Source organism: Stenotrophomonas sp. Steno-Z10-HUANG (genome assembly GCF_056393075.1).
Map to the genome: position 1 here is coordinate 37,895 of NZ_JBWJPA010000002.1, position 23,419 is coordinate 61,313.

Below are 23,419 nucleotides of genomic sequence, written 5' to 3' on the forward strand. Positions count from 1 at the left end.
GCCGGCCTCGCATCACGCGGCGCGAACCCGCGCATGTGCGGTCAGCAGCTCGCAGATCCGGCCGACTTCGGCATCGGACAGGTCCGGGTGGATCGGCAGGCACAGCACCTGGCGGGCGGCGGCGTGCGCCACCGGCAGGTTGTCCGGCGCCGCGGACGCGAAGCCGCGGTACATCGGGAACTCGCTGATCAGCGGGTAGAAGTAGCGCCGCACTAGGATGTGTTCGGCGCGAAGCAGGTGGTAAAGCTCGTCGCGCTGCAACGGGTAGTCGTCGCCCACCAGCACCGGGAAGTAGGCGTGGTTGTGGCGCACGTCCGCGGGCCGTGCCAGGCACCGGATGCCGGCGATGCCCGCCAGGCGCTGGCGGTACAGCGCGTCGATCGCGGCGCGACGTTCCAGCGCACGGTCGATGTGCTTGAGCTGGAGCAGGCCGAACGCGGCGCTGACCTCGTTCATCTTGCCGTTGATGCCCGGCGCCACCACGGTGGTCTCGTTGACGAAGCCGAAGTTCTTCAGGTGGTCGATGCGCTGCTTGGTACGCGCGTCCGGGCAGATGATGGCGCCACCCTCGAAGGTGTTGAACACCTTGGTGGCATGGAAGCTGAGCACCGACAGGTCGCCGTGCCGCAGCACGCTGCCGCGGGTGTCGCCGACCGCGAAGGCATGCGCGGCGTCGTAGATCACCCGCAGGTTGTAGTTGTCGGCGATGCGGCCGATGGCGTCCACGTCGCAGGGCGTGCCATAGCAGTGCACCGGCATGATGGCCGTGGTCTGGGGCGTGATCGCGGCCTCGATCCGGGCCGGATCGAGGTTGAAGGTGACCGGGTCGACGTCCACGAACACCGGCTTGATGCCGTTCCACAGCAGCGAATGGGCGGTGGCCACGAACGAGTACGGCGTGGTGATCACCTCGCCGGTGATGCGCAGCGACTGCAGGGCGGTGACCAGCGCCAGCGTGCCATTGGCGAACAGCGCGATGTGCTCGACCCCGAGGTAGGCGCACAGCGCCTTCTCCAGCGCCTGGTGCATGCTGCCGCCGTTGGTCAGGATGCGGCTCTCCCAGATCCGCTCCAGGTAGGGCACGAACTCTTCCAGCGGGGGCAGCAGCGGGCTGGTGACCGGGGTCGGCTTCTTGGGGATCATCGCGGGCGGGCCGGGGGCATGGCGTCGGCGGAATGCCGGCGTGCGGGAACATGCAACTCCCGTGCCGGGGGCGGCGCCGGTCAGTTGACGGCCAGGCCCAGGCCGCCGGCCTCCGGCGAGAACATCAGGCTGCCCAGCGATGAGCGCAGCGGCAGCGAGGCGGGCCATCCGGGCGGGACCATCGCCGGACCGATGCGGTAGCGGCCGTGGATGCCGTCGCCTGTGCGATAGTGCAGGACCAGCCCGTACAGGCTGCCTGGCCTGCATTCGCGGCCCCGCAGGTCCAGCCGGTAGCGCCAGCGGTGCTCGCCGATCCGCCCTTCCGGCTGGAACTCCCAGCTGCCTTCGCCCTGGATCGAATGCAGCTCGAACCAGACCGCGCAGCCTTCCATGATGCGGTCATGAAGGTCCAGGGTCAGGTCCAGGCTGTCCTCGCCCAGGCAGATGTCGCGCAGGCGGAAGAAGCCGATGTTGGGGAACTCCAGGCGCATGGCGGCCCGCGGCAGCGGGACCTCCGGGTTGTCCAGGAACGGTTGCTTCCAGTAACAGGCGCCGTCGATTTCCGCGATCCAGCCCCGTTCACTGGTCACGCCGAGCAGGAAGCACAGGGCTTCGACCTCGCCGCGCCTGATCAGCTCCAGGTAAAGGCAGCGCCTGGCCCCCAGCGACCTGCAGTCCAGCTCGCCATACAGTGCGAGCAGTGCCTGCATCTGCTCGATGAATACCTTGCGAAAGGTTGGAGATGCCACGATGCCCGGCGCGGCGTGCAGCGCACGCTGCAGGTTGGCCACGGCGATCGCACGGCGGTAACCGGCTGCTGCGGGAACGTCGTCGAAGTCATGCCACTCCAGCTTCATCGAATGAATGCGATCAATGAAGTTGTCGGCCTGGCGGATGTTCTGCGAAATGGAGGCCGTGGCGCCTTCCGGGCGCCGCCGCCAGTGGTAGACCAGCTCGGGAATGATCACCGTGCGCCGGCTGTACCAGTAGGCGCGGTGCACGAACGGGCGGTCCGCATACAGCAGGCCCGGCACCATGCCGAGTCCGTGCTCCCGCAGGAACGCGGTGCGGAATACCTTGTTCCAGTAGAAGCAGTCGTGGATGACGTCGGGGAACTCGTTCACCGAATCGAAGCGGCGGCGCCGCGACCAGACATACGGCTCATACAGGAAGGCCACCGACGAGAGCCTGCCATCCTGCAGTCGTGCCGCACGGCCGATGACGATGTCGGCGTCGGCCTGCAGCGCCTGTTCCATCAGCAGGCGGTAGCCATCGCGGGTGACCACGTCGTCGGAGTCGACCAGCGCCACGTAGCGCCCGCGCGCCAGCGACACGCCGAGGTTGCCTGAAACCGCGCCACCTTCGTTGTGCTTGCCGATGCAGCGGAAGTTCGGGTGGCGCGCCTCGTAGTCGCGGCAGATCGCCAGGCTGTCGTCGCTGCTGCCGTCGTCGATGGCGATGATCTCGATGTCGCGGTAGTCCTGCTGCAGCAGCGAGTCGAAGCATTCGGACAGGTACGGCGCGGTGTTGTAGACCAGCACCACGATGGAAAGCAGGGGCGCCTGGTCGGCGTCGACGATGCGTTCCAGGCTCATGCGCGAAGCTCCCTCAACTGTTCCAGCGCATCCACGTCGAATACCGGGATGCCGCGGGTGGACGCCACGTCGGCGCGTTCGCGGTAGGCATCGTCGATGAAGATGGCCGCTTCGCCGGGCGGGATCACGGCGCTCTTGGGCGAACCGTCGCGCAGGTGCACGATCCGCTCGAACAGGTCGGCGCAGATGCGGTGCCGCGCGAGCGTCTGCTCCGGTGCGGAGGCATGGCGGGTGACCAGTACCACCGGGATGCCGTGGGCGCTCCACTGGTACAGCAGCGCCATCACCTGCGGCTCCGGGGTGCCGCGCACCAGCAGGGTGTCGTCCAGGTCCAGATAGACCCGCTCGTAGGCCAGCTGCGCCCGCCAGCGGTTGCCCAGCGCGCGGTCCATGACCAGCGGGTAGTGCTGGGGCAGCACGCTGAAGGGCTTTCCCAGGTAGGCGTAGATGCCCAGCAGGGGGTAGTTGATGCCGCGCATGCGGTTCAATGCCATGGACCCGGCGATGCGGGGGGCGACCTCCAGCAGCTTGGGCACGCCGTGGCGGTCGCGCCGGGCCTGGAAGAACCAGGCCCCCTTCAGGCGCAGTTCGGCGGCGATGGCCCGCGCCATCGCCTCCAGCCCGGGATCGGCCGCCGCCGGTTCGGTGCGTACGCTGATCCCGGACTTCACCCGGCCGCGGACGCGGGCGGCGGCGTGCAGCAGGGTGCCCTCGGCGCTGGAGATGCAGTCCACGGTGTACTCGGTACCGGGCAGGTATTCGCTGAAGACGTACTCGACGCCGCTGCCGGCCAGTTGCCGGTGGCGTGCTTCATCGTCCACCCGCTCGGCGCCCTGGCTGCCCTGGCCGACCGCCGGTTTGGCGAAGATCGGGTAATCGGCGGTGCCCGGTTCGACGCCGCGCGGCACGATGCCCAGGTGCTGCAGTCGTGCATAGGTCCGGTTCTTGTTGCGGCAGATGGCGGCGATGGCCGGGTCGGGCACCATCGCCGGGGCGTGCAGCTGCTGCTGGTTGTCGGCGAGTACCGGGATCACGCTGTCGTGCGCCGGCACCACCAGGTCGATGTCCCACGCATCGATCAGCGCGTTGAGCTGGGGCACCAGCTCGGCCGAACCGGCCTGCGCCGCGATCTGGCGGTAACGCGCATAGACGAACTCACCATGGTCCGATACCGAGGACGCGCCATGCAGGCAGATGTCCTTGGCATGGCGCAGGGCGGCATGGATCTCCAGGCCGATCTCCGACCCGCACGGAAACACCAGCACGTTCACCGTCATGGGCCTGCGTCCTCGCACGGCTGGGCCAGCAGGACGGCCTCCCAGCCCTGTGGCAGCTGCACCCATTTGAAGTTGAAGCGGTAGGGGATGCCGAGCCCGGCGATGAAGCGCGGGATGGTCAGCACGTCGTCCCACTTGTGGTACAGGCACAGCGCCAGCTTGGGGCGGAAGCGGCGGATGGTCTGCACGGCCCCGTACAGGGCCGGGATCTCCGACCCCTCGATGTCCATCTTGATCAGGTCCACCCGCTGCAGCCCGTGCCGGGCGACATAGTCGTCAAGGGTGATGGTTGGAATGCGCTCGCCCGGCCCGTCGCCGGGCTCGACCGACGTCGCGCCCTGCAGCCTGGCCTGCTTGATCACCAGCGAACCCTGGCTGTGGTCGGACAGGGCCAGCTTGTTGAGCACGACGCGGTCGCTGATACCGTTCAGCGCATTGTTGTAGCGGAACAGGGCGATGCTCTCGTCCAGCAGTTCGAATGCGTGCACCTGGCAGTCGCCGCCGGTCTTGGCGCAGAACAGTGCGGCGGTGTCGCCGATGAAGCCGCCGGCATCGATGATGACGTCGCCCGGCTGCACCCGGAAACCTTCGTCCTGGTACTGGTCGAACAGCACGTCATGGATGCTCAGCGCCCAGGCATAGGTGGCCAGGCGGAAATCATGGCCCTGCGGGCGCATGTCCTGCAGCACGTAGTGGCCGCCGTCGATCTCGACCGGGGGCCGCTCCGCCTGCCGGATGCGCTCCACCTCGGCGTTGTAGAACGCCATCTCGGCCGGGTCGATGCGATCAATGCCGGCCCAGCGCTTGAGGAACCACACCAGGAAACGCTGTTGCTCGGCCGGTTGCAGGCGTTCGTAGAGCAGCGTTGAGATCGCATCCGAATCAGCCAGGTAGCGCTGGATCAGGCGTTGCAGGCGGGCGTCGTCGTCCGCCGCGCCACCGATGCCCAGCGCCACCAGGTCGGTCATGAAGCGGTTTGTCGCCGGGAACGGGCCGAAGAACGCATCGACCACGCGCGCGGCGGCCCTGCCGTCGTTGAGCGCGCAGAAGCGCTGGCGGAACGCGGCATACCGTTCGGCGTGGGCGGCCTGGACCGCGGGCAGGTCGGCCAGCAGGGCGATCAGCGCGTCGGTGCTGCGCGCGATCGGGCCCGGCAGGTCCTGCTCCATGTCCAGGTAGAAGCCGCGGATCCGCTGCGCATACTGGTCGAGGTCGTAGCAGTAGAACAGGATCGGGCGGCCGCTGGTGGCGAAATCGAAGAAGATCGACGAATAGTCGGTCACCAGCACGTCGGCGATGACGCACAGGTCGGTCGCATCATCCACGTGCGACACGTCGCGGACGTTGGCCGGCAGTGGCCGGTCCCCGAGGCCGCCGCTCACCAGGTGGTGCGCACGGACGAGCAGCATCTGGTCCGGCGCCAGTGCCGCGGCCACCCGGGCGACGTCCAGCCGCAGGTCGAGGTCGAACTGCCAGTGGCCGACCTGGCGGTCGTCGCGCCAGGTCGGGGCGTACAGCACGTAACGGCGATCGAGCGGGAGATCCAGGCGGCGGAGGACGTCCGTGCGTCCGCCGTCCACGGCGGCCAGCGGGTCGGTCAGCGGATAGCCGGTTTCCAGCACGTCGCCCTCGTAGCGGAAGGCACGGCGCAGCACGGCGCTGGAGTAGCTGTTGGCGCTCAGCAGGTGGGTCCAGGCGCGCGACTCGCGGTACAGGTTGTCGCGGGCGTCGACCTCGGGGCCGGCGACGTCGATGTCGTATCCCAGCCGCTTGAGCGGGGTGCCGTGCCAGGTCTGGAGGTAGCGGGTGTCCGGCTTGCGGCCATGCGCGGTGAACAGGATGTTGTTGACGCGGTACCTGGCCTGGGCAAGCAGCCGGTGGTAGGCGGCCGAGCCGCGGCGCACGCGCGCGGGATTGCCGGGGATGGGCGTGTCGCCGTTGTAGGCCCAGACGCAGCGCAGGTCCGGACGCATCCGCCGCAGCGCTTCATGGATATAGCGGGGATTGCCCGCGTATGCCTTGCCCAGGAAGCTCTCGAACAGGACCAGGTCCTCCTGCAGCGGCAGCTCCTCCAGCAGCATGGGGAACGCGGCACGCGTGTTCTCGGCGTCCACGGTGTAGGCGTGCTGCTGCGACGGCGCGGTGAACAGCGCCAGCGAACTGACGCTGTCGCTCAGGTAGGCCGAGATCCCGTGCTCACCGATCGCCTGCTGGAAGAAATGGCGGGGGATGGTCGTGCCGGTCGTGCCGATCAACGGCTCGAACACGCCGTTGCCGTCCAGCTCGGCCTGGACATCCCAGCGCAGCGGGCGATCTTCCAGCAGCGGGGCGACCGGCAGCTCCGCCCGGACCGTGTCGCCCTCGCGGTGGAAATGCAGGGACAGGACCCGAGCACCGTCACGCGAACGCAGGCGCAGCCCGCTCATCCGCGGCGGGCCGGGCTGCAGCGAAAGCAGGAGCCCATGTTCCGCGTCTCCGGCCGCGGGGCGGATGTCGAACACCGGGCGCATCAGCGCGCACCGCCCAGCAGCGGACTGCCGATCCGCGGCGCCCCGGCGACGGCCGCCTCTGCGGGGTCACGGCGGATCCTGGCCTTCAGCGAGGAACTGGAGATGTCCTCGGTGCGGGGCAGGTAGCGGACCTCGCAGTGGCACGACAGGGCGTCGAAATGCCCGGTCCAGTCCGAGCCCATCACCAGGATCGCCGCGCCATGGCGGCGGATGTCGGCGGCCTTCTGTTCCCAGCTGTCCTCGGGAAACACATCGTCGACGTAGCGGATGGCGCGAAGCACCGCCTCGCGGTCCGCATAGCATTGGGTGGCCGTCTTGTTCTTGATGGCGTTGAACCGGTCCGAGGACAGGCCGACCACGAGCCGGTCGCCCAATGCGCGGGCGCGACGCAGCAGATTGACGTGACCCACGTGCAGAAGGTCGAACGTGCCGTAGGTCAGAACAAGCGTCATGAGCGGGGAATCCAGGCAGCCATGGTCGGCCTGCATCAGGCAAGTTCCGTGCCGTTGCCGCTGCCGGCCCGCGCGGACGGCGGCCTCAGTCCGCCGCCTGCTCGCGGTCGATCCCGTACTTGCGCAGTTTCTCCACCAGGGTGGTGCGGCGCAGGCCGAGCAGCTGCGCGGCGTGGGCGACCACGCCCTGGGTGCGCTCGAGGGCTTCGTTGATCAGCTTCAGCTCGATGCCGGCCATGTGGTCGCGCAGGTCCAGGCCGTCGTCGGGCAGTTGCACCGGCACCGGCGCGGCGGCCGCGGCGGGCGGCGATGCCGGCGCCGGGCTGGCGGACAGGCTGGCCAGCGGCCGCTCGTCGTCCAGCGCCACCGGCGGCGGCGCTGCCTCGCTGCGGTAGCGCGCGGGCAGGTCCTGCACCCGCACCAGCCCGCCCGGGTGCAGCACCGCCAGGCGTTCGACCAGGTTGGTCAGTTCGCGCACGTTGCCCGGCCAGCGGTAGGCGGCCAGCGCCTGCAGCGCTTCGGCGGCGAAGCGGACCTCACCACGGCCGGTGCGCGCCAGCTGCGCGGCGATGGTTTCCACCAGCGCCGGGATGTCGGCGATGCGTTCGCGCAGCGCCGGCACGTCGATCGGGAACACGTTCAGGCGGTAGAACAGGTCCTCGCGGAACTTGCCTTCGGCGATGCGCGTTTCCAGGTTGCGGTGGGTCGCGGCGATCACCCGCACGTTGCAGCGGATGGTCTGGTTGCCGCCGACGCGCTCGAAGCTGCGCTCCTGCAGCACGCGCAGCAGCTTGACCTGCATCGGCAGGCTCATGTCGCCGATCTCGTCCAGCAGCAGGGTGCCGCCCTCGGCCATCTCGAAACGGCCCTTGCGCGCGCTCAGCGCACCGGTGAAGGCGCCCTTTTCGTGGCCGAACAGCTCGCTTTCCAGCAGGTCCGGCGGGATCGCGCCGCAGTTGATGGCCACGAACGGGCCGTCGCGCCGCGGCGAGCGCTGGTGGATGGCGCGCGACACCACTTCCTTGCCGGTGCCCGACTCACCCAGCACCAGCACGGTGGTGTCGAACCCGGCCACCTGCTCGATCAGCTGGCGCAGCTCGGTCACCGCCGGGCTGGTGCCGGTGGGGCCGGTGTCCTCGCCGCCGCCGGCATGGTGCTCGGCGTCCAGCCGCCTGAGGCTGGCGCGGCGCAGCAGCGCCTCCATCTGCGCGTGGCGCATCGGCTGCTCCAGCGGCCAGACGTTGGCCTCGTGCAGGGCGTAGTGGCGCGCGAACGCCAGCGGGTCGCCTTCGGCCAGCAGCACCGGCGGCATGCCGGTGCCGGCCAGCCAGTGGAAGAACGGCATGGCGCGCGCCGGGTCCTCGATGGTGCCCACCACCAGCGCCATCCAGTCGTTGACGCGGTGGCGGCTGGTATCGATGTCGCCCACGTCGGTGACCCAGCGCGGGTTGAGGTCCATGAACTCCAGCAGCGCCACCGTGCGTTCGGCGCGGACGCCCTCGCTGTCGATCACGAGGATGCGCGATTCACTCATGGCCCTGTTCCTGCCTGACGTGCTCCAGGATCGGCATGACCTCCTGGATGTAGGACAGCTTGCTGACGAAGTTGTCGGCGCCGGCACGCTGGGCGTGCTCGCGGTGCTCGGCGTCGTCGAAATGGCTGGCGATCACGATGTAGGGCGGCTCGTCCTGGGTCTTGATCAGGCGCGTGGCCTGCAGCCCGCCCATCTCCGGCATCGCCAGGTCCATCAGCACCACCTGCGGGCGCAGCGCCTCGGAGCGCTCGATCGCCTCCAGGCCATTGGCGGCGCTGCCGACCACCTGCAGCCAGTCGACCTTGCGGAAGTGGCGCATGGCCGCGTTGATGAAGCCTTCGTGGTCGTCGACCAGCAGAACGGTGAGCTTGCTCATGGATTTCCTCGGATCAGCCTGCGCGGGCCAGCAACGGACGCGCATTGTGCCGCTTCCGCTCGCGCGCGGGGGCGATGTCCAGCTGTTCGCGGTATTTGGCCACGGTGCGGCGGGCGATGTTGACCCCCTGCCGCGCCAGCAGTTCGGCGATGGCCTCGTCGGCCAGCGGGCGCGCCGGCGGTTCGGATTCGATCAGCCGCCGCACCATTGCCTTGACCGCCTGCCCGGAGATGCTGGCGCCGTCCAGGCGCACGGCGAAGAAGTGTTTCAGCTCGAAGGTGCCGCGCGGGGTCTGCATGAACTTGCCCGAGGTGATGCGCGAGACGGTGGATTCGTGCATGCCGATGGCGTCGGCCACTTCCTTCAGGGTCAGCGGCGCCATGGCTTCTTCGCCCTCGGCCAGGAACGCGGCCTGGCGCTCGACGATGACCCGCGCGGTGCGCAGCAGGGTGTCGTAGCGCATGGACAGGCCGCGGGTGAACCAGCGCGCCTCCTGCAGCAGTTCGCGCATCGGCTGGGCGGCGCTGCCTTCGCTGGCGCCCAGGGCGCGCTCGTAGACCGTGTTGAGGCTCACCCGCGGCGTGGTGGCCGGGTTCAGCGCCACCCGCCACTGGCCATCGGCGCGCCAGGCCACCACTTCCGGGATGACCGCGTCGTCGGCCTGCGGCTGCAGCGTGTCGCCGGGGCGGGGCTGTAGCGACAGCACCAGCCGGAACGCCTCCAGCACGTCGGCGTGTTCGGCGTCCAGGCCGGTGGCGATGGCGGCGTAGTCGTGGCTGGCGAGCAGGTTCAGGTCGCCGTCCAGCAGCCGCGCGGCCAGGTGCCGGGCAGGCACCGTGCCGGGCAGGGCGGCCAGCTGCGCCTGCAGGCACTCGCGCAGGTCGCGCGCGGCCATGCCGGCCGGCTCGCCCTGCAGCAGGCGCTGGCGGATGCGCTCGACGTGCGCGCCGTCGCGGTCGAAGCGGGCGCTGGCCAGCAGGGTCAGCTGCGCCAGCGGCGCCTGCAGGTAGCCGGCGTCGTCGCAATGCTCCAGCCAGAACCCGGCGATCGCCAGGTCGCCCTCGTCCAGGTCCAGCGACAGCGCCTGCAGGATGCGCAGGTGCGGGTCGCTGGATTCGCCCATCGCCAGGCGCGCGGTGCGGTCCTCGTCGGCGTCGTTCCAGCTGGCGCCGGGCACGTCCCACATCGAACTCTCCGGCAGCTCGTCGAACGCCGCGGTCTCCAGCTGCGGGTCGCCGGCGCCGGCGGTTTCGGCGGCGCTGGCGGAGGCCTCTTCCTCGATCTCCAGCAGCGGGTTGTTCTCCAGCACCTGGCGGATTTCCTGCTCCAGCTGCAGGCCGTTGAGCTGCAGCAGGCGGATGGACTGCAGCAGGGCGGGCGTGAGGTGGAGTTGCTGCCCGAGCTGGGTGGCGAGCGTGGCTTTCATGGCGTCTGGTCCCCGTGACCGCTGCGTGAAGCGACCGTGATGGAACACATCTTGCGTAGGGGGTGTCAGGGAATGAATAGGAGAAAACCCGGCGCCATCCGGGAGTCCCCTGAGTGGGTGTAGGGGTTTTTCCTACATTTCGCCATTAATCCGTCGCCGCGGCGGGGGCGGAGATTGGACTATCAATGACTTACGGAATTCTGACGCGCCACGCGACGGATTTCCGAATCTGTGACGCGTTGCCAACGTCGGTCCGCGGGCGGGGGCTCAGGCGAGCTCCTGCTGGTGGCGCACCGCCAGCAGCAGCAGGTCGTTGGCGCGGCGGCAGCCCAGCGCTTCCATCATGCGCGCGCGATGGGTCTCGACGGTTTTCACGCTGATGCCCAGTTCGGCGGCGATTTCCTTGGTGGTGCGGCCGTTGCCGAGCTGGCGCAGGATCTGCCGCTGGCGCGGCGACAGCGCGGCGATGCCGGTGGGGCGTTCGCGCCCGAGCATCGGCGCCAGCATGCGGGTGGAGATCTGCGGGCTCAGGAACACCTGCCCGGAATGCGCCGCGCGCAGCGCGATCTCCAGCTCCTGCGGGGCGGCATCCTTGACCACGAACCCGACCGCGCCGCGGTCCAGCGCATCGCGCACATGCGCGGTGTCGTCGTGCATGGACATCATCACCACGCGCGCCTGCGGCACCCGCCGGCGGATGTCGGACAATGCCTCCAGGCCGCTGCGGCCGGGCAGGGAAAGATCCATCAGCACCACTTCGGGGCGGTGCAGCACCGCCAGCTCCAGCGCCTGGTCGGCGTTGCTGGCTTCGCCGACCACCAGCACACCGCCGAACGTCTGCAGCAGGCGGCACAGGCCGGCACGCACCAGCGTATGGTCATCGACGATCAGGACACGCACGGGCACGGGCATCGCTTGGGAATGGCCGCACCTTAGCCGAGCGCGCGCGCGCGCGCCAAGCGGCAAAGGTCATGCACCGGCCGCTTCAACGCGGGCGCCGGCTGTCGGCGATCTGGCGCCGGTGCAGGCGGAACAGGTGGCGTTCCAGCGCGGTGTCCAGCGCCTCGCCGGTACTCTGCAGGCGCAGCCACAGGTAGAGCCCGCCGTTGCCCGAGGCGGCTTCGCCCAGCACCTGCACCGGCAGTTCGATATGGTCGGGCAGCCAGTCGGCCGGCTGCAGGCGCACGATGCCGGCGCTGCCCTGGACCGCGCCGCTGCGCTGGCCCAGCTCGAGCCGCAGGCCCCGCCGCGACCAGCGCACCGGGCGCAGCGGCAGCGCCTGGGTGGACTGCCGCAGCAGGCGCCCCAGCAATACCAGGGCAAGGTCCATGCGCGCCTCCAGCCGTGCCAGCTGCTGGCTGCCGTCGGCGCCGCGCTCGTCACTGTCGTCGGCGCCGCGCGAGTCTTCCACCAGCGCCACGCTGCGCAACAGCATTTCCGCCGCGCCGGCGCGGATCGCGCCGCTGCCCGGCTCGAACACCGCCGGCAGCGAGACATCGCAGGTCAGCGTGTCCTCGAACAGCTCGACCTCCGCCGGGTGGTGCACGATGCTGGCGCCGGGCGTGTTCATGCCAGCGATTCGGCCTGCTGGTAGGCGTGCGCGGCGCGCACCGACTGGCGCCCGGCGCGCAGCCGCGCCGCGGCGATGTCGCGGCGTACCAGCATGTCGGCCATCAGCGACTGCTGCAGCGCCAGCAGGTTGCGCAGGCCGTTGGCCGCGGACTGCGCGCCGCAGGCCTCCACGAACTCGCGCAGGCGGCGGTCGTGGCCGCTGGCGATGCGCTCGGCCTGGGCGTGGTCTTCCTGTTCCACCGCCACGCGCAGCGCTTCCAGGTCATCGTGCAGGGCTTTGAGGGTGTGATCGGGGTCCATCATGGTCCTCAGGCTCCGGTGACGGCGGGGCGTTGGCGCTGGTCGGGCGGGATCGCGTTCCAGGCCGATTCGATCTCGCCCATGAGCGACAGCGACTCCTGCAGCGCCGCCACGTCGTTGTTGAGGTTGGCCTCGGTCAGGCGCTGGATGACGTAGTCGTACAGCGCCGAGAGGTTGCCGGCGATCTCGCCGCCGGCCTCGTGGTCGAGCGAGCCGTTGAGGTGGCCGATGATGGCGCAGGCCTCGCCGATGGCCTTGCCCTTCATCGCCTGGTCGCCCTGGGCCAGGAACGCCTCGGCGCGACGGATGCGCTCGCCGGCCCCTTCGAACAGCAGGGCCACCAGCTTGTGCGGATCGGCATCCACAACCTTGGTGGACACGCCGACCTTGCGGTACTGCTCGGCGTAGTTGCGGCTGGAACCGTACATGGTGAGAGTCTCCTGGGACCTGTCCGGCGCGCGGTCCGGGCAGCGTCGGCAATGATGGGGTGGTATCCGTGTATCGGCCGTCATGGCCGTTTACTTGAATGTCGGACGGTTATTTCTGCAGTGCGGCAAGCTGCTGCGCCAGGTAGTTGCTGGTGCCCTGCATCTGCGCCACCAGCGAGTCCATGGCGGTGAACTGGCGGGTATAGCGCGCCGACACCTTCTCCATGCGCGCGTCGAGGTCGTCCAGGTCCTTTTCCAGCTTCTTGATCTGCTTGTTGAGCGCGTCGGTACGCAGGGTCAGGGTGCCGGTGCCGGTGTCCAGGTTGCTCTTGAGCAGCTTGGACAGGCCGTCGGACAGGGTGCCGTCCTTGCCCAGCAGGCGCGCGGCCGCGTTCGGGTTCTCGGCCAGGGTCTTGTCGAAGGTGCTGCTGTTCAGCGCCAGGGTGCCGTCGGTGTTGATGGTCAGCCCCAGCGCCTTCATGTCCACCACGTTGGCGCTGAGCTGGCCGCGCAGCTGCTGCTGCAGGCCGCGCACCAGCGAGTCGCCGGTCAGGGTGGAGGCGCGCTTGTTGGTGGCATCGTAGGCGCTGGAGTTCTTGAGCAGGTTGACCGAGGCGTTGTAGGCGCTGACGAAGGCCTGCAGGTTGATCTTCAGCGGCGCGTTGTCCTGGCTGACCGTCAGGGTCTTGGTGGTGCCTTCCTCGGCCTTGTTCAGGGTGAGGGTGATGCCGGGGATGAGGTCGCTGATGCTGTTGCTGCTGGATTCGCGCTCGAAACCGTCCACCCGCACCCGCGCGTTGCTGGCGGCCACGGTCTGGGTGAGGCCGCCGCCGGTGCCGTCCCAGGTCAGGGCGGAAAGCCCTCCGTTGCCGCCGCTGGCCGAGACGGTCAGGGCGCCCTTGGTGCCGGCGTCCACGGCATTGAGCACCAGGTGCTGGCCGTCGCTGGCGGTGATGACGGTGGCATTGACGCCCTTGCCGTTGGCGGTCTTGTTGATCGCCGCGGCGATTTCGGCCAGGGTGCTGCCCGGCTTGATCTCGACGTCGATGGATTTGTCGTCCCAGGCGATCTTCAGGCTGCCGTCACCGACCGCCGCATCGGCGGCGAACGCGCCGGAGCTGAGCTTCTGCGGCTGCGCCAGGCTCAGCACTTCCACGTTGTAGGTGCCGGCCACCGCCTGGGTCTTGCCGGTGGTGGCGTCGGTCACCACGGTCGCGCCGAAGCCGCTGCCTTCCGGCACCGAGGTCTTGTAGGCCTGGTTGCTGGCGCCCTTGACCAGCGCATCGAGCGATGACTGCAGGCCGCTCAGCGAGCTCTTGATGCTGCCCAGCGCCGAAAGTTTGGCGGTGACCGTCGATCCCTGGGTGTTGATGCGGTCGGCGGCCGGCTTGCGCTCGTTGGCGACCAGCTGCGAAACGAGGGTGGGGATGTCCAGGCCGGAGCCGACGACGGAAAGGGAGGACGAGGCCATCTGGATTCCTTGTGCGCAAATGGACGCCCTTGCAGGCATCCCGGATATCGGCACGTTCCCCGGCTTCTTTAGCCACGGGACCGCGCGGGTCACGCCTGGGGTGCAAGTCCCGTGCCGGGATCCCCGGCGCCGCCGGTGCCGGCGACGGCGGCCGCTTTGCATGGCCGCAAATGGATGAAGCCCCCGCCATTGCTGGCGGGGGCTCCGGGTCGTGGCCTGGTCGGGCTGACCCCGACGGATCAGCGCAGCAGGCTGAGCACGTTCTGGGTCGAGCTGTTGGCCTGGCTCAGCATCGCGGTACCGGCCTGCTGCAGGATCTGCGTGCGGGTCATTTCCGCCGTTTCCTTGGCGTAGTCGGCGTCGCGGATGCGGCTGCGCGAAGCGGACAGGTTTTCCGAGGTGGTGGCCAGGTTGGCGATGGTGGAGCTGAAGCGGTTCTGGATCGCACCCATGTCGGCGCGCGAGCTGTTGACCGCGGTCAGCGCCTTGTCCACCACTTCCAGGGCGCGCTGGGCGCCGACGAAGGAAGAGATGTCCATCTTGCCGGCGACGGTTTCCTGGGCCGGGGCGGTCACCGCGGCGGCGGTCTGCGCGGTGAAGGCGGTGGCGCCGGCGGTGATGCCGGTGGCCTGGCCGGTGACGGCGTCGGTGATGGTGCCGAAGGTGAAGCCGGTGGTGTACTGGTTGCCCTTGACCGCCTGCAGCTTGACCGCGCCGGCGCTGTCCAGGGTGGCGTAGACGCCGGTCTGGTCCATCTTGTCGTTGATGGCGGTGGCGACCTTCTGGTTGATGGTCTTCACGCTGTCGCCGGCGTTGAACTTGACGTCGTCGATGTTGATCGTCTGCGCCGCGCTGGCACCGACCTGCTGCACGCTGATCTTCACGCCGGAGATCTTGCCGGCGGCGGCGGCGACGCCCGAAGCGGTCGCGGCAACCACGTTGACGGCGGTGGTGTCGGAGGCGAAATTCATCTTGCCCAGGTTGGCGGTGCGCGAATCAACGATGTTGTTGATGCCGATGGTCTGGCCAGCGTCGGCGCCGACCTGGAACAGCGCGCCGGTGAAGCTGCCGTCCAGCAGCTTGGTGCCGTTGAAGCTGGTCTGGTTGGCGACGCGGTCGATTTCCTTCAGCAGCTGGTTGACTTCGGCGTTCAGCGCGTCGCGGTCGGTGCCGGAGTTGGTGGCGTTGGCCGACTGCACGGCCAGTTCGCGGATACGCTGCAGGTTGTTGCCGATTTCGACCATCGCGCCTTCGGCGGTCTGCGCCAGCGAGATGCCGTCGTTGGCATTGCGGGTGGCCACGTCCAGGCCGCGGATCTGGGTGGTGAAGCGCTCGGAGATCGCCAGGCCGGCGGCGTCGTCCTTGGCGCTGTTGATGCGCATGCCCGAGGACAGGCGCTGGATGCTGGTCGCCAGGCTGGTGGCGCTGGTGTTCAGGTTGCGCTGGGCGTTCAGCGACATGATGTTGGTGTTGATGACTTGTGCCATGATTCGGATTCCTTTTTGGCGTTTGATCCGGCAGCTCAACCTGACCGGTACTGAGTGCAGTGGAGTGGCGTAGGGCGCCGCAGTACCGCTGCTGATACCAATAACGGCAGCATCCCGGGCAGCTTTAGGGCCGCCTGGAAAAACGGATCGCACGATCCGCCGATGCGTCCGGATGCATGGCGTCATATGGAAACGGCGCTGGAACCGCAGGGTTCCAGCGCCGTTGTTTTTTTACATCGCCGCCGCGGCTGGCCGCCCCGCCAGGGGGCGGGCGCCCCCGCAACGACAGAGCCCCGGGCAGGCCGGGGCTCTGGTTCCTGCCGCTTTCGGTGCCGGCTTACTTGAGCAGGTTGAGCACGTTCTGCGGGACCTGGTTGGCCTGCGCCAGCATCGCTGTACCGGCCTGCTGCAGGATCTGCGTGCGGGTCATTTCCGCCGTTTCCTTGGCGTAGTCGGCGTCGCGGATGCGGCTGCGCGAGGCCGACAGGTTTTCCGAGGTGGTCGACAGGTTGGCGATGGTCGAGGTGAAGCGGTTCTGGATCGCGCCCATCTCCGCACGCGAACCGCTCACCGCGGTCAGCGACTTGTCCACGATCTCCAGGGCGCGCTGGGCGCCGGCGAAATTGGAGATGTCCAGGTTCTCCAGGTGGTTGATGCCGCCGCCGGCCGCCGCGGTGCCGGCCGCGGCCAGCGACGCCGGCAGGTCGGCGGCCAGCGACAGGGTGATGCCGGTGCCGCCGCTGAGGGTGCCGTTGCTCACGCCCTCGAAGTCCTGGCCGGCCTTGAGCGAGGTCAGCTTGATGTTGCCGCCGCTGACCTCGGCGTACAGGCCGGTCTGGTCCAGCTTGTTGTTGAACGCCTGGGCGATCTTCTTCTGCACGGCCGCCGCGTCGTCGCCCACTTCGATCTTGACGTCGTCCAGGGTGATGGTGGTGAGGCCGGCGGCGCCGGCCGGCGCGCCGGCGGCGCGGATCGACACGGCGATGCCCTTGATCGCGCCTGAGGCGGTCGCCGCGGTGCCGCCGACGCCGGCGCCGGCGACGGTGTCGGCGAAGCCGGCGCGGCCCAGCTGGTCGATGTTGGCATCGACGATGCTGTTGACCGCGATGGTCTGGCCGGCGTCGGCGCCGACCTGGAACAGCGCGCCGGTGAAGCTGCCGTCCAGCAGCTTGGTGCCGTTGAAGCTGGTCTGGTTGGCGACGCGGTCGATCTCGCTCAGCAGCTGCTGCACTTCGGCGTTGAGCGCGTCACGGTCGCTGCCGGAGTTGGTGGCGTTGGCCGACTGCACCGCCAGTTCGCGGATGCGCTGCAGGTTGCTGCTGATCTCGACCATCGCGCCTTCGGCGGTCTGCGCCAGCGAGATGCCGTCGTTGGCGTTGCGGGTGGCCACGTCCAGGCCGCGGATCTGGGTGGTGAAGCGCTCGGAAATCGCCAGGCCCGCGGCGTCGTCCTTGGCGCTGTTGATGCGCAGGCCCGAGGACAGGCGCTGGATGCTGGTCGCCAGGCTGCTGCCGCTGGTGTTCAGGTTGCGCTGGGCGTTCAGCGACATGATGTTGGTGTTGATGACTTGTGCCATGGGACTTCTCCGTTGTGCTCGGGTCTTGCGTGATATGGGAAGGCGGTTTGCGTTTGTCTGGATCAGCGGATCATGTTGAACAGCGACATGGACTGCATTTGCGTGAACACGGTCTGTGCGGCCTGCAGGGCGGCGCCTTCGAGCTTGTACTGGCCGATGGCCTCGGCGTAATCGAGGTCACGCAGCTGCGAAAGCGAATCCTTCAGGGTGATGGCGTTGGCCTCGCGCAGCGAGGCGGCGTTGTCGATGGCGCTGAGCTGCGCGCCGCCGGATGCGCGCGAATCGATCATCTTCTCCGCGGCGCGGGCCACGTCGCGCAGGCTGGACTGCAGCAGGTTCTGCTGCGCGGTGCGGCCGGCGAGGGTGGAGGTGTCCATCTGCAGCGCCTGGGACAGACGGTCGATGGTGGAGAACACATCGCGGTTGCCGGCCTGGCCGACCGTGAACTCGTCGCCGGCCGCCGGCACGCCGCTCATGCGCACGCGCAGGCCCTGGAAGACGAGGTCGTCGCCCTCGGCATAGGTGCCGCTGCCGACCATGGCACCGCCACTGTCGAGGATGTCGTAGGCGCCGGGGCCGGTGAAGCGCACCGTGTAGCTGTCGCCGCTCCACGCCGCGCTGCCGTCGCGGCTGGCGCCGGTCAGCACCGCCTGGCCGGTGTTGCCGGCCGCGGCACTGCCGTCGACGGTGCCGTCGCCGGTGCGGATGCGCATGAAGATCTCGCTGCCGGGCAGGGCGTCCTGCACGAAGCTGCCGGGCGCGACCTCGACCTGGCGCTGGGTCTGGTCGCCGTTGTAGAGGATCGTGCCGTTGTTGGCCGCGAACGGCGGCACGCCGTCGGCGGTGCCGCCGAACAGGAAGCGACCGTTGCCATCGGTGCTGTTGGCCAGCGACAGCAGCGATTCGCGGATCGAGCGCAGCTCGGCCGAAACGCTCTTGCGGTCCTCGGCCGACAGCGCCGCGTTGTTGGCCTGGATGGTGAGGTCGGACACGCGCTGCAGCAGCTCACCGGCCTGCGCCAGCGCGTTTTCCTGCAGACCCAGCCGGTTCTGCACGTTCGCCGCGTTGGCGCCCAGCTGGTCCAGCTCGGCCAGGATCCGGTCCATGCCCACGGCGGTGCCGGAGGCGACCGGGTCGTCCTTGGCCGAGACCAGCTTCTGCCCGGTGGCCAGCTGGCGCTCCAGGTGGTTGAGCTTGCTCTGCTTGGCGAGCATCAGGTACACCGACTGGTCGTACATCATGCTGCTGGAGATGCGGTTGTTCATCAGCCCACCGCCCGCAGGATCGACTGGAACATGGTGTCGGCGGTGGAGATCAGCTGCGAGGCGGCCTGGTAGGCCTGCTGCAGGCGGAGCATGTCCGCCGCTTCCTCGTCCAGGTTCACCCCGGAGATCGAATCGCGGGTGGCCTGCGCGTTCTCGTTGATCACCTGCTGCGCCTGCAGCGAGTAGTCGGCCGCGCGCGCGGCCGCGCCGATCTGCGTGGTCAGCCCGCCCAGCGCGCCGTTGAGGGTGACGGTGCCGCCGTTGAAGGCCTTGGCGTCCTCGACCGCGGCCATGCGCGCAGCGTTGCCGTTGTCGCTGGAGCCGGCCGGGGTGCGCGACACGGTGAAGGTGTCGCCCGCGGCGGGCTTGCCGTCGAGTACCAGGCTCCAGCCGTTGGCGGCGATGGTCTGGCCGGGCGTGTACGGCAGCGGCGGGCCGCCATTGATGGTGTAGTTGTTGGCATCGATGAAGTCGATGCTGACCGGGTCGAGCAGGGCGCCGTTGGCGGCGTCGGTGATGTCGAGCTTGCCGGCCACGCCGGTACCGACGTTGCCCAGATCGGCCTTGGCCCGCACCGGGTTGGCCGCGGCGATGCGCGACGGGTCGGTGATCGCCACCGCCAGCCCGCCGGGGGCGGCCGCGGTGGGCTGCACCAGGAAGCGGTCGTTGAGCGCCGGGGTACCGCCGACCACCAGTTCGATGCCGTTGACCACGAACGGATCGGCGGCGCTGCCGTTGCCGCTCATCGGCACCTGCGCGCCGGTGTCGGTGCGCGTGGCCACCCAGGCGCTGCCGTTGAAGCGCAGCTGCAGGTTCTGCCCGTCGAGCGCGGCGACGTCGCCGTAGTTGGCGCTGACGGTGGCGGTGCTGGTGCTGCTGTTGCCGCTGTGCGCGGCGACCTTGGGCGGGGCGAGGCTGAAGAAGTCCACGCCCATGTCGCCATACAGGTCCATGCCTTCGCGGTGGCTTTCGTTGAACGCCTGCGCCAGGCCGACGGCGATGCGTCCGAGTTCGGCCTGTGCCGGGGTCAGCACGGTGTCGCGGAACTCCAGCAGGCCGCCGATGCTGCCGCCCAGCGCCTTGCCGTCCAGGACGATGGTCTGGCCCTGGGTCTTCAGTGCCAGCTGCAGGCGCTCGGGCTGGTACGGGTCGGCCACGGTGGTGACCTGCGAGGCGGTACCGCCGACCACCAGCGCATGGCCGCCGGCCGAGTACACGTTCATGATGCCGCCGTCCTGGATCACGGCGGTGCCACCGGTATAGCCCACCAGCTGGGTGATCAGCTGGTCGCGGCGATCGAGCAGGTCCGGCGCGACGCCGGTGATGTCGGCGCCGATCGCGCTGTTGATCTGCGCGATTTCCCGGGCCAGGCGGTTGATCTCGCCGGTGCCGGCGATCAGGCCGTTGTTGACCTCGTTGCCAAGGGTGTCCAGGTTGCCGTTCAACTGCTTGAAGCGGTTGACCAGGTCGTTGGCGTTGTCGAGCATGCTGCGGCGGTCGGCGGTGCCGGCGGCGTTGGCCGACAGCCCGCTGACCGAGTCGAAGAAGTTGGACCAGATGCCGTTGAGGTTGGTCGCGCTGTCGGAGAACAGCGCATCCACCCGGTCGGCCAGCCCGGAAAGCTGCTTCAGCCGGGCCAATTCGCCGCTGCTGTCGAGCAGGCGCGAGATCGCGAGCTGGTCGGCCACGCGGCGGATGTCGGTGATACGGGTGCCGTTGCCGACGTCGCCATAGCCCACGTCGGTGGGGTTGCGCGTGGCGAAGTCGACCTTCTGCCGGCTGTAGCCGTCGGTCTTGATGTTGGCCACGTTGTGGCTGACGGTGGCCAGCGCCCGCTGGAAGGCGATGAGGGCGCTGCTACCGGTGGAGAGGACACTGGACATCGGGTTCTATCTCAACGGCGGGTGAGGCCGGACAGGCCGGCGGCGTGGGCGAAGGACTGGCCGAGGCGGGCGCCGGCCTGGCCGATGGCGGCCACCGCGCGGTCGATGGTCGGGCCGGCGGCGATGGCGGCGATCTTGGCGGCGTAGCCCGGATCGGTGGCATACCCGGCACGTTGCAAGCCCTGTGCAAAACCGCGCACGTCGCTGCCGGCCTTGAGCGCGGCCTGGTAGCGCGGGCTGTTCTTGAGCATGCGTACGTAGTCGCCGAAGCTCTCGGCCGGCGAGCCGTAGGCACGGAAGCGCGCGGTCTGGCTCTGGCGCTGGCCGTCGACGTACTCATGGGTGGCGGCGCTGGCGCTTTCGCCCTTCCAGCCGCTGGCCTTGATGCCGAACAGGTTGTGGCTGCTGCCGCCGTTGTCACGCTTGATGTGGCGGCGGCCCCAGCCGGTCTCCAGCGCGGCCTGCGCGACCAGCGCACGCGGATCGACGCCGAGCTCGCGCGCGGCCTTCTCGGCATGCGGCCAGATGCTGGCGACGAAGCCTTCCGGGGTGTGCTTGCCGAGCTGGTCGGCGGCGGCGTTGGCGGTGGCCATGTCCACGCCATCGGTACGCGGGGCGGCCGGGCCGACGCCACTCCAGCGGTCGTTGGCCAGGGCCCAGTCGGTGGCTGCCGGCGCCGCGTCCGGTGCTGCGCCGCGGCCGCCGATGGCCGCGTGCAGGCTGCCGCTGTCGCGGCCGGCGATCAGGTCCAGCATCTGTTCTTCCGGCATGGCCGGCACATTGCCGCTCAAGGCGTCATGGCCGCCGGGCATGCCCGGCAGCGGGCTTTCCACCGCGCCGGCCGGCCGCGCCCCCCCGGCCGCTGCGCCAGGCAGGGCTTCACGGTAGGCCTGCGCAGCCTTCGCCGCCGGGACCAGCGCGGTGTCCAGCGGCGGGGTCGCCTGGCCGGCGCCGCCGAGCTGGCGCGCGATCATCGCCGACAGGCCCAGGCCGCGGCCCTGGGTCATGGCCTCGGCAATGCGCTGGTCGTACATCTCGCGGAACATCTGGTTTTCGCCGGGGAACAGCGAATCGCCGAAGCTGGCCGCGCGCATGCTCTTGATCAGCATCTGCGCGAACTGGCCTTCGAGCTGGCGCGCGACCTTGTCGATCTTCGCCGGGTCGTTGCCGGCGACCGGGTTGAGTTCCAGTGACGGGGCGGCGATGCGCATGCTCAGATCACCTCCAGCTCGGCGCTGAGCGCACCGGCCTGCTTGAGGGCTTCCAGGATCGCGATCAGGTCGCCGGGCGCGGCACCGACCTCGTTCACCGCGCGCACGATCTCGTCCAGCGTGGTGCCGCCCTCGAAGCGGAACATGCGGCTGCCTTCGTTGCTGGCGCTGATGGTGGACTGCGGCGCGGCCACGGTCTGGCCGCCGCCGAAGGCATTGGGCTGGCTGACCTGGGTGGCCTCGCTGACGGTCACCGTCAACGAGCCGTGCGCGATCGCCGCCGGGCTGACCCGGACCTGCGCGCCGATCACCACCGTGCCGGTGCGCGAGTTGACCACCACCCGCGCCGGCGCGGCGCCCGGCGACAGTTCGATGTTCTCGATGCGCGCCAGCAGGCCGATGCGCGCGCCCTGGTCGCTCGGCGCCTGCACCGCGACCGTGACCCCGTCGACCGCGCGCGCGGCACCTTCGCCGAACGCGTTGTTGAGTGCCGCGACCATGCGCGCGACCGTGGTGAAGTCGTTCTGGTGCAGGTTCAGGGTGATCTCGCCGCTGGCACCGAACACGTCGGGCAGGGCACGTTCGACGGTCGCGCCGCCGGGGATGCGGCCGACGCTGGGCACGTTCACCGATACCCGCGAACCGTCCTTGCCCTGCACGCCGAAGCCACCGACCACCAGGTTGCCCTGGGCGATGGCGTAGACCTGGCCGTCGGCGCCCTTGAGCGGCGCCATCAGCAGCGAGCCGCCGCGCAGCGAGACCGCGTTGCCGATGGAGGACACGGTGATGTCGATGGTCTGCCCGGGCTTGGCGAACGGCGGCAGCTCGGCGTGGATCGCCACCGCGGCGACGTTCTTGAGCTGCGGGTTGACGTTCGGCGGAACATTGACGCCCAGTTCGCCGAGCATGTTCTTCAGGCTCTGCACGGTGAACGGCGCCTGGCTGGTACGGTCGCCGCTGCCGTCCAGGCCGACCACCAGGCCGTAGCCGACCAGCGCGTTGCCGCGCACGCCGCCGACCTGGGCCAGGTCCTTGATGCGTTCGGCGTGCGCCGGCAGCGCGAACGCGAACGCCAGCACCGCCAGCGCCCACAGGCCGGTGGCCCGCGGACGGGGGAGCGCGGCGAAGCCCGCGCGCAGGCAATCGGGCAGGCGCAAGCGCGCTTCACTGGCCGCCGTGGACAAAGTACCGGTCATCGTTCTTCTCCTCAGTACGGCGCCAGGCGCGAGTTGAAGAACCGGCCCAGCCAGCCCATGGCATTGGACTGGGCCACCGCGCCGCGGCCGCCATAGGCGATGCGCGCGTCGGCGACCTTGCTGGACGGGATGGTGTTGTCGGTGGCGATGTCGGCCGCGCGCACGATGCCCTGGATCTGCACCAGTTCGTCGCCCTGGTTCAGGCGCAGGTTCTTCTGCCCCTGCACCACCAGGTTGCCGTTGGGCAGGCGCTGGATCACGGTCACGGTCACGCTGCCCTGCAGGCGGTTGCTCTGCGCGCTGCTGCCCTTGCCGGTGAAGTCGCGTTCGCCCTTGGCGCTGGCGGCGAGCACGTCCTTGCCGCCCAGGGTGACCGGTGCGCCGAACAGGCTCGGCGAGCCGATGTCCATGCTCGACTTCTTGCCGATGGCGGTGTTGGCGCTGGTGGTGGCCGAGGTGCTCTCGACCAGGGTGATGGTCAGCAGGTCGCCGACGTCGCGGGCGCGGCGGTCGCCGTACAGGTTCAGGCCCGGACCGGCGGCGTAGATCGCGCCGGCCGTGGCCTCGGCCGCGGGCGCGACCACCGGCACCACCGGCGCCATGGCCGGGTAGGGGCGGATGTCGCCGGCGACCACGCAGCCGCCCAGCAGCACCAGGCTGGCCGCGGCGCAGGAAAGACGGAGGACGTTGGACAGGCAGGCCATGGCGGGTTCCGTA

Annotated in this window: 20 protein-coding genes; all 20 read right to left on the reverse strand. The window is 69.5% G+C overall.

Annotation, left to right across the window (positions count from 1 at the left end; genetic code table 11):
- Nucleotides 1-12 precede the first annotated feature (12 nt).
- Complete coding sequence (locus AC06E6_RS03070; protein ID WP_161614450.1) at nt 13-1,143, reverse strand: DegT/DnrJ/EryC1/StrS family aminotransferase; 1,131 nt, start codon at nt 1,141-1,143, stop codon at nt 13-15.
- An 80-nt stretch (nt 1,144-1,223) separates the two neighbouring features.
- Nucleotides 1,224-2,738 carry a glycosyltransferase gene (locus AC06E6_RS03075; protein WP_478060296.1) on the reverse strand — a complete coding sequence of 505 codons (1,515 nt, stop codon included), beginning with the start codon at nt 2,736-2,738 and terminating at the stop codon, nt 1,224-1,226.
- A complete protein-coding gene (locus AC06E6_RS03080; RefSeq protein WP_478060298.1) occupies nt 2,735-4,015 on the reverse strand; it encodes an ATP-grasp domain-containing protein in 1,281 nt (426 codons plus the stop codon). Before AC06E6_RS03080 ends, AC06E6_RS03075 begins: the two co-directional genes overlap by 4 nt.
- Nucleotides 4,012-6,441, reverse strand: a complete 2,430-nt coding sequence (locus AC06E6_RS03085; protein WP_478060299.1) for an FkbM family methyltransferase — start codon at nt 6,439-6,441, stop codon at nt 4,012-4,014. Before AC06E6_RS03085 ends, AC06E6_RS03080 begins: the two co-directional genes overlap by 4 nt.
- Nucleotides 6,442-6,524: 83 nt before the next feature.
- Nucleotides 6,525-6,977, reverse strand: coding sequence for an FAD synthase family protein (locus AC06E6_RS03090; protein WP_161614454.1), 453 nt, complete (start codon nt 6,975-6,977; stop codon nt 6,525-6,527).
- 85 nt (nt 6,978-7,062) lie between these two features.
- Nucleotides 7,063-8,511 carry a sigma-54 dependent transcriptional regulator gene (locus AC06E6_RS03095; protein WP_478060302.1) on the reverse strand — a complete coding sequence of 483 codons (1,449 nt, stop codon included), beginning with the start codon at nt 8,509-8,511 and terminating at the stop codon, nt 7,063-7,065.
- The gene (locus AC06E6_RS03100; protein WP_104938842.1) at nt 8,504-8,887 is read right to left on the reverse strand and encodes a response regulator; all 384 of its coding nucleotides are present in this window, start codon (nt 8,885-8,887) and stop codon (nt 8,504-8,506) included. The genes AC06E6_RS03095 and AC06E6_RS03100 overlap by 8 nt, the downstream gene beginning before the upstream one ends.
- Before the next feature lie 13 nt (nt 8,888-8,900).
- A complete protein-coding gene (rpoN, locus tag AC06E6_RS03105) occupies nt 8,901-10,313 on the reverse strand; it encodes an RNA polymerase factor sigma-54 (protein WP_240212787.1) in 1,413 nt (470 codons plus the stop codon).
- Nucleotides 10,314-10,580: 267 nt separating this feature from the next.
- Nucleotides 10,581-11,213 (reverse strand): response regulator, encoded by a 633-nt coding sequence (locus tag AC06E6_RS03110; protein ID WP_104940194.1) that lies wholly within the window; start codon nt 11,211-11,213, stop codon nt 10,581-10,583.
- Between the two features lie 85 nt (nt 11,214-11,298).
- The gene (locus AC06E6_RS03115; RefSeq protein ID WP_104938841.1) at nt 11,299-11,883 is read right to left on the reverse strand and encodes a PilZ domain-containing protein; all 585 of its coding nucleotides are present in this window, start codon (nt 11,881-11,883) and stop codon (nt 11,299-11,301) included.
- Nucleotides 11,880-12,188 carry a hypothetical protein gene (locus AC06E6_RS03120; protein WP_104938840.1) on the reverse strand — a complete coding sequence of 103 codons (309 nt, stop codon included), beginning with the start codon at nt 12,186-12,188 and terminating at the stop codon, nt 11,880-11,882. Before AC06E6_RS03120 ends, AC06E6_RS03115 begins: the two co-directional genes overlap by 4 nt.
- 5 nt (nt 12,189-12,193) lie before the next feature.
- Nucleotides 12,194-12,613, reverse strand: coding sequence for a flagellar export chaperone FliS (fliS, locus tag AC06E6_RS03125; protein WP_104938839.1), 420 nt, complete (start codon nt 12,611-12,613; stop codon nt 12,194-12,196).
- 109 nt (nt 12,614-12,722) lie between these two features.
- On the reverse strand, nt 12,723-14,084 hold the full coding sequence (fliD, locus tag AC06E6_RS03130; RefSeq protein WP_293758220.1) for a flagellar filament capping protein FliD: 1,362 nt from the start codon (nt 14,082-14,084) through the stop codon (nt 12,723-12,725).
- Between the two features lie 239 nt (nt 14,085-14,323).
- Nucleotides 14,324-15,571, reverse strand: coding sequence for a flagellin (locus AC06E6_RS03135; RefSeq protein WP_104938837.1), 1,248 nt, complete (start codon nt 15,569-15,571; stop codon nt 14,324-14,326).
- A gap of 337 nt (nt 15,572-15,908) precedes the next feature.
- Nucleotides 15,909-17,147 (reverse strand): flagellin, encoded by a 1,239-nt coding sequence (locus AC06E6_RS03140; protein ID WP_161614439.1) that lies wholly within the window; start codon nt 17,145-17,147, stop codon nt 15,909-15,911.
- A 62-nt stretch (nt 17,148-17,209) separates the two neighbouring features.
- Entirely contained in the window at nt 17,210-18,412 is a 1,203-nt protein-coding gene (gene flgL, locus AC06E6_RS03145) for a flagellar hook-associated protein FlgL (protein WP_321988816.1), read from the reverse strand.
- Entirely contained in the window at nt 18,412-20,295 is a 1,884-nt protein-coding gene (gene flgK / locus AC06E6_RS03150) for a flagellar hook-associated protein FlgK (RefSeq protein ID WP_478060307.1), read from the reverse strand. The genes flgL and flgK overlap by 1 nt, the downstream gene beginning before the upstream one ends.
- A gap of 11 nt (nt 20,296-20,306) precedes the next feature.
- Entirely contained in the window at nt 20,307-21,506 is a 1,200-nt protein-coding gene (gene flgJ, locus AC06E6_RS03155; protein WP_478060308.1) for a flagellar assembly peptidoglycan hydrolase FlgJ, read from the reverse strand.
- 2 nt (nt 21,507-21,508) lie between these two features.
- The gene (locus tag AC06E6_RS03160) at nt 21,509-22,702 is read right to left on the reverse strand and encodes a flagellar basal body P-ring protein FlgI (protein WP_478060310.1); all 1,194 of its coding nucleotides are present in this window, start codon (nt 22,700-22,702) and stop codon (nt 21,509-21,511) included.
- 11 nt (nt 22,703-22,713) lie between these two features.
- On the reverse strand, nt 22,714-23,406 hold the full coding sequence (gene flgH, locus AC06E6_RS03165; RefSeq protein WP_293758232.1) for a flagellar basal body L-ring protein FlgH: 693 nt from the start codon (nt 23,404-23,406) through the stop codon (nt 22,714-22,716).
- Nucleotides 23,407-23,419: the final 13 nt, after the last annotated feature.

Coding starts and splice junctions, on each gene's coding strand:
- AC06E6_RS03070 (WP_161614450.1), bottom strand. CDS start 1,143: ATGATCCCCAAGAAGCCGACCCCGGTCACCAGCCCGCTGCTGCCCCCG.
- AC06E6_RS03075 (WP_478060296.1), bottom strand. CDS start 2,738: ATGAGCCTGGAACGCATCGTCGACGCCGACCAGGCGCCCCTGCTTTCC.
- AC06E6_RS03080 (WP_478060298.1), bottom strand. CDS start 4,015: ATGACGGTGAACGTGCTGGTGTTTCCGTGCGGGTCGGAGATCGGCCTG.
- AC06E6_RS03085 (WP_478060299.1), bottom strand. CDS start 6,441: ATGAGCGGGCTGCGCCTGCGTTCGCGTGACGGTGCTCGGGTCCTGTCC.
- AC06E6_RS03090 (WP_161614454.1), bottom strand. CDS start 6,977: ATGACGCTTGTTCTGACCTACGGCACGTTCGACCTTCTGCACGTGGGT.
- AC06E6_RS03095 (WP_478060302.1), bottom strand. CDS start 8,511: ATGAGTGAATCGCGCATCCTCGTGATCGACAGCGAGGGCGTCCGCGCC.
- AC06E6_RS03100 (WP_104938842.1), bottom strand. CDS start 8,887: ATGAGCAAGCTCACCGTTCTGCTGGTCGACGACCACGAAGGCTTCATC.
- rpoN (WP_240212787.1), bottom strand. CDS start 10,313: ATGAAAGCCACGCTCGCCACCCAGCTCGGGCAGCAACTCCACCTCACG.
- AC06E6_RS03115 (WP_104938841.1), bottom strand. CDS start 11,883: ATGAACACGCCCGGCGCCAGCATCGTGCACCACCCGGCGGAGGTCGAG.
- AC06E6_RS03120 (WP_104938840.1), bottom strand. CDS start 12,188: ATGATGGACCCCGATCACACCCTCAAAGCCCTGCACGATGACCTGGAA.
- fliS (WP_104938839.1), bottom strand. CDS start 12,613: ATGTACGGTTCCAGCCGCAACTACGCCGAGCAGTACCGCAAGGTCGGC.
- fliD (WP_293758220.1), bottom strand. CDS start 14,084: ATGGCCTCGTCCTCCCTTTCCGTCGTCGGCTCCGGCCTGGACATCCCC.
- AC06E6_RS03135 (WP_104938837.1), bottom strand. CDS start 15,571: ATGGCACAAGTCATCAACACCAACATCATGTCGCTGAACGCCCAGCGC.
- AC06E6_RS03140 (WP_161614439.1), bottom strand. CDS start 17,147: ATGGCACAAGTCATCAACACCAACATCATGTCGCTGAACGCCCAGCGC.
- flgL (WP_321988816.1), bottom strand. CDS start 18,412: ATGAACAACCGCATCTCCAGCAGCATGATGTACGACCAGTCGGTGTAC.
- flgK (WP_478060307.1), bottom strand. CDS start 20,295: ATGTCCAGTGTCCTCTCCACCGGTAGCAGCGCCCTCATCGCCTTCCAG.
- flgJ (WP_478060308.1), bottom strand. CDS start 21,506: ATGCGCATCGCCGCCCCGTCACTGGAACTCAACCCGGTCGCCGGCAAC.
- AC06E6_RS03160 (WP_478060310.1), bottom strand. CDS start 22,702: ATGACCGGTACTTTGTCCACGGCGGCCAGTGAAGCGCGCTTGCGCCTG.
- flgH (WP_293758232.1), bottom strand. CDS start 23,406: ATGGCCTGCCTGTCCAACGTCCTCCGTCTTTCCTGCGCCGCGGCCAGC.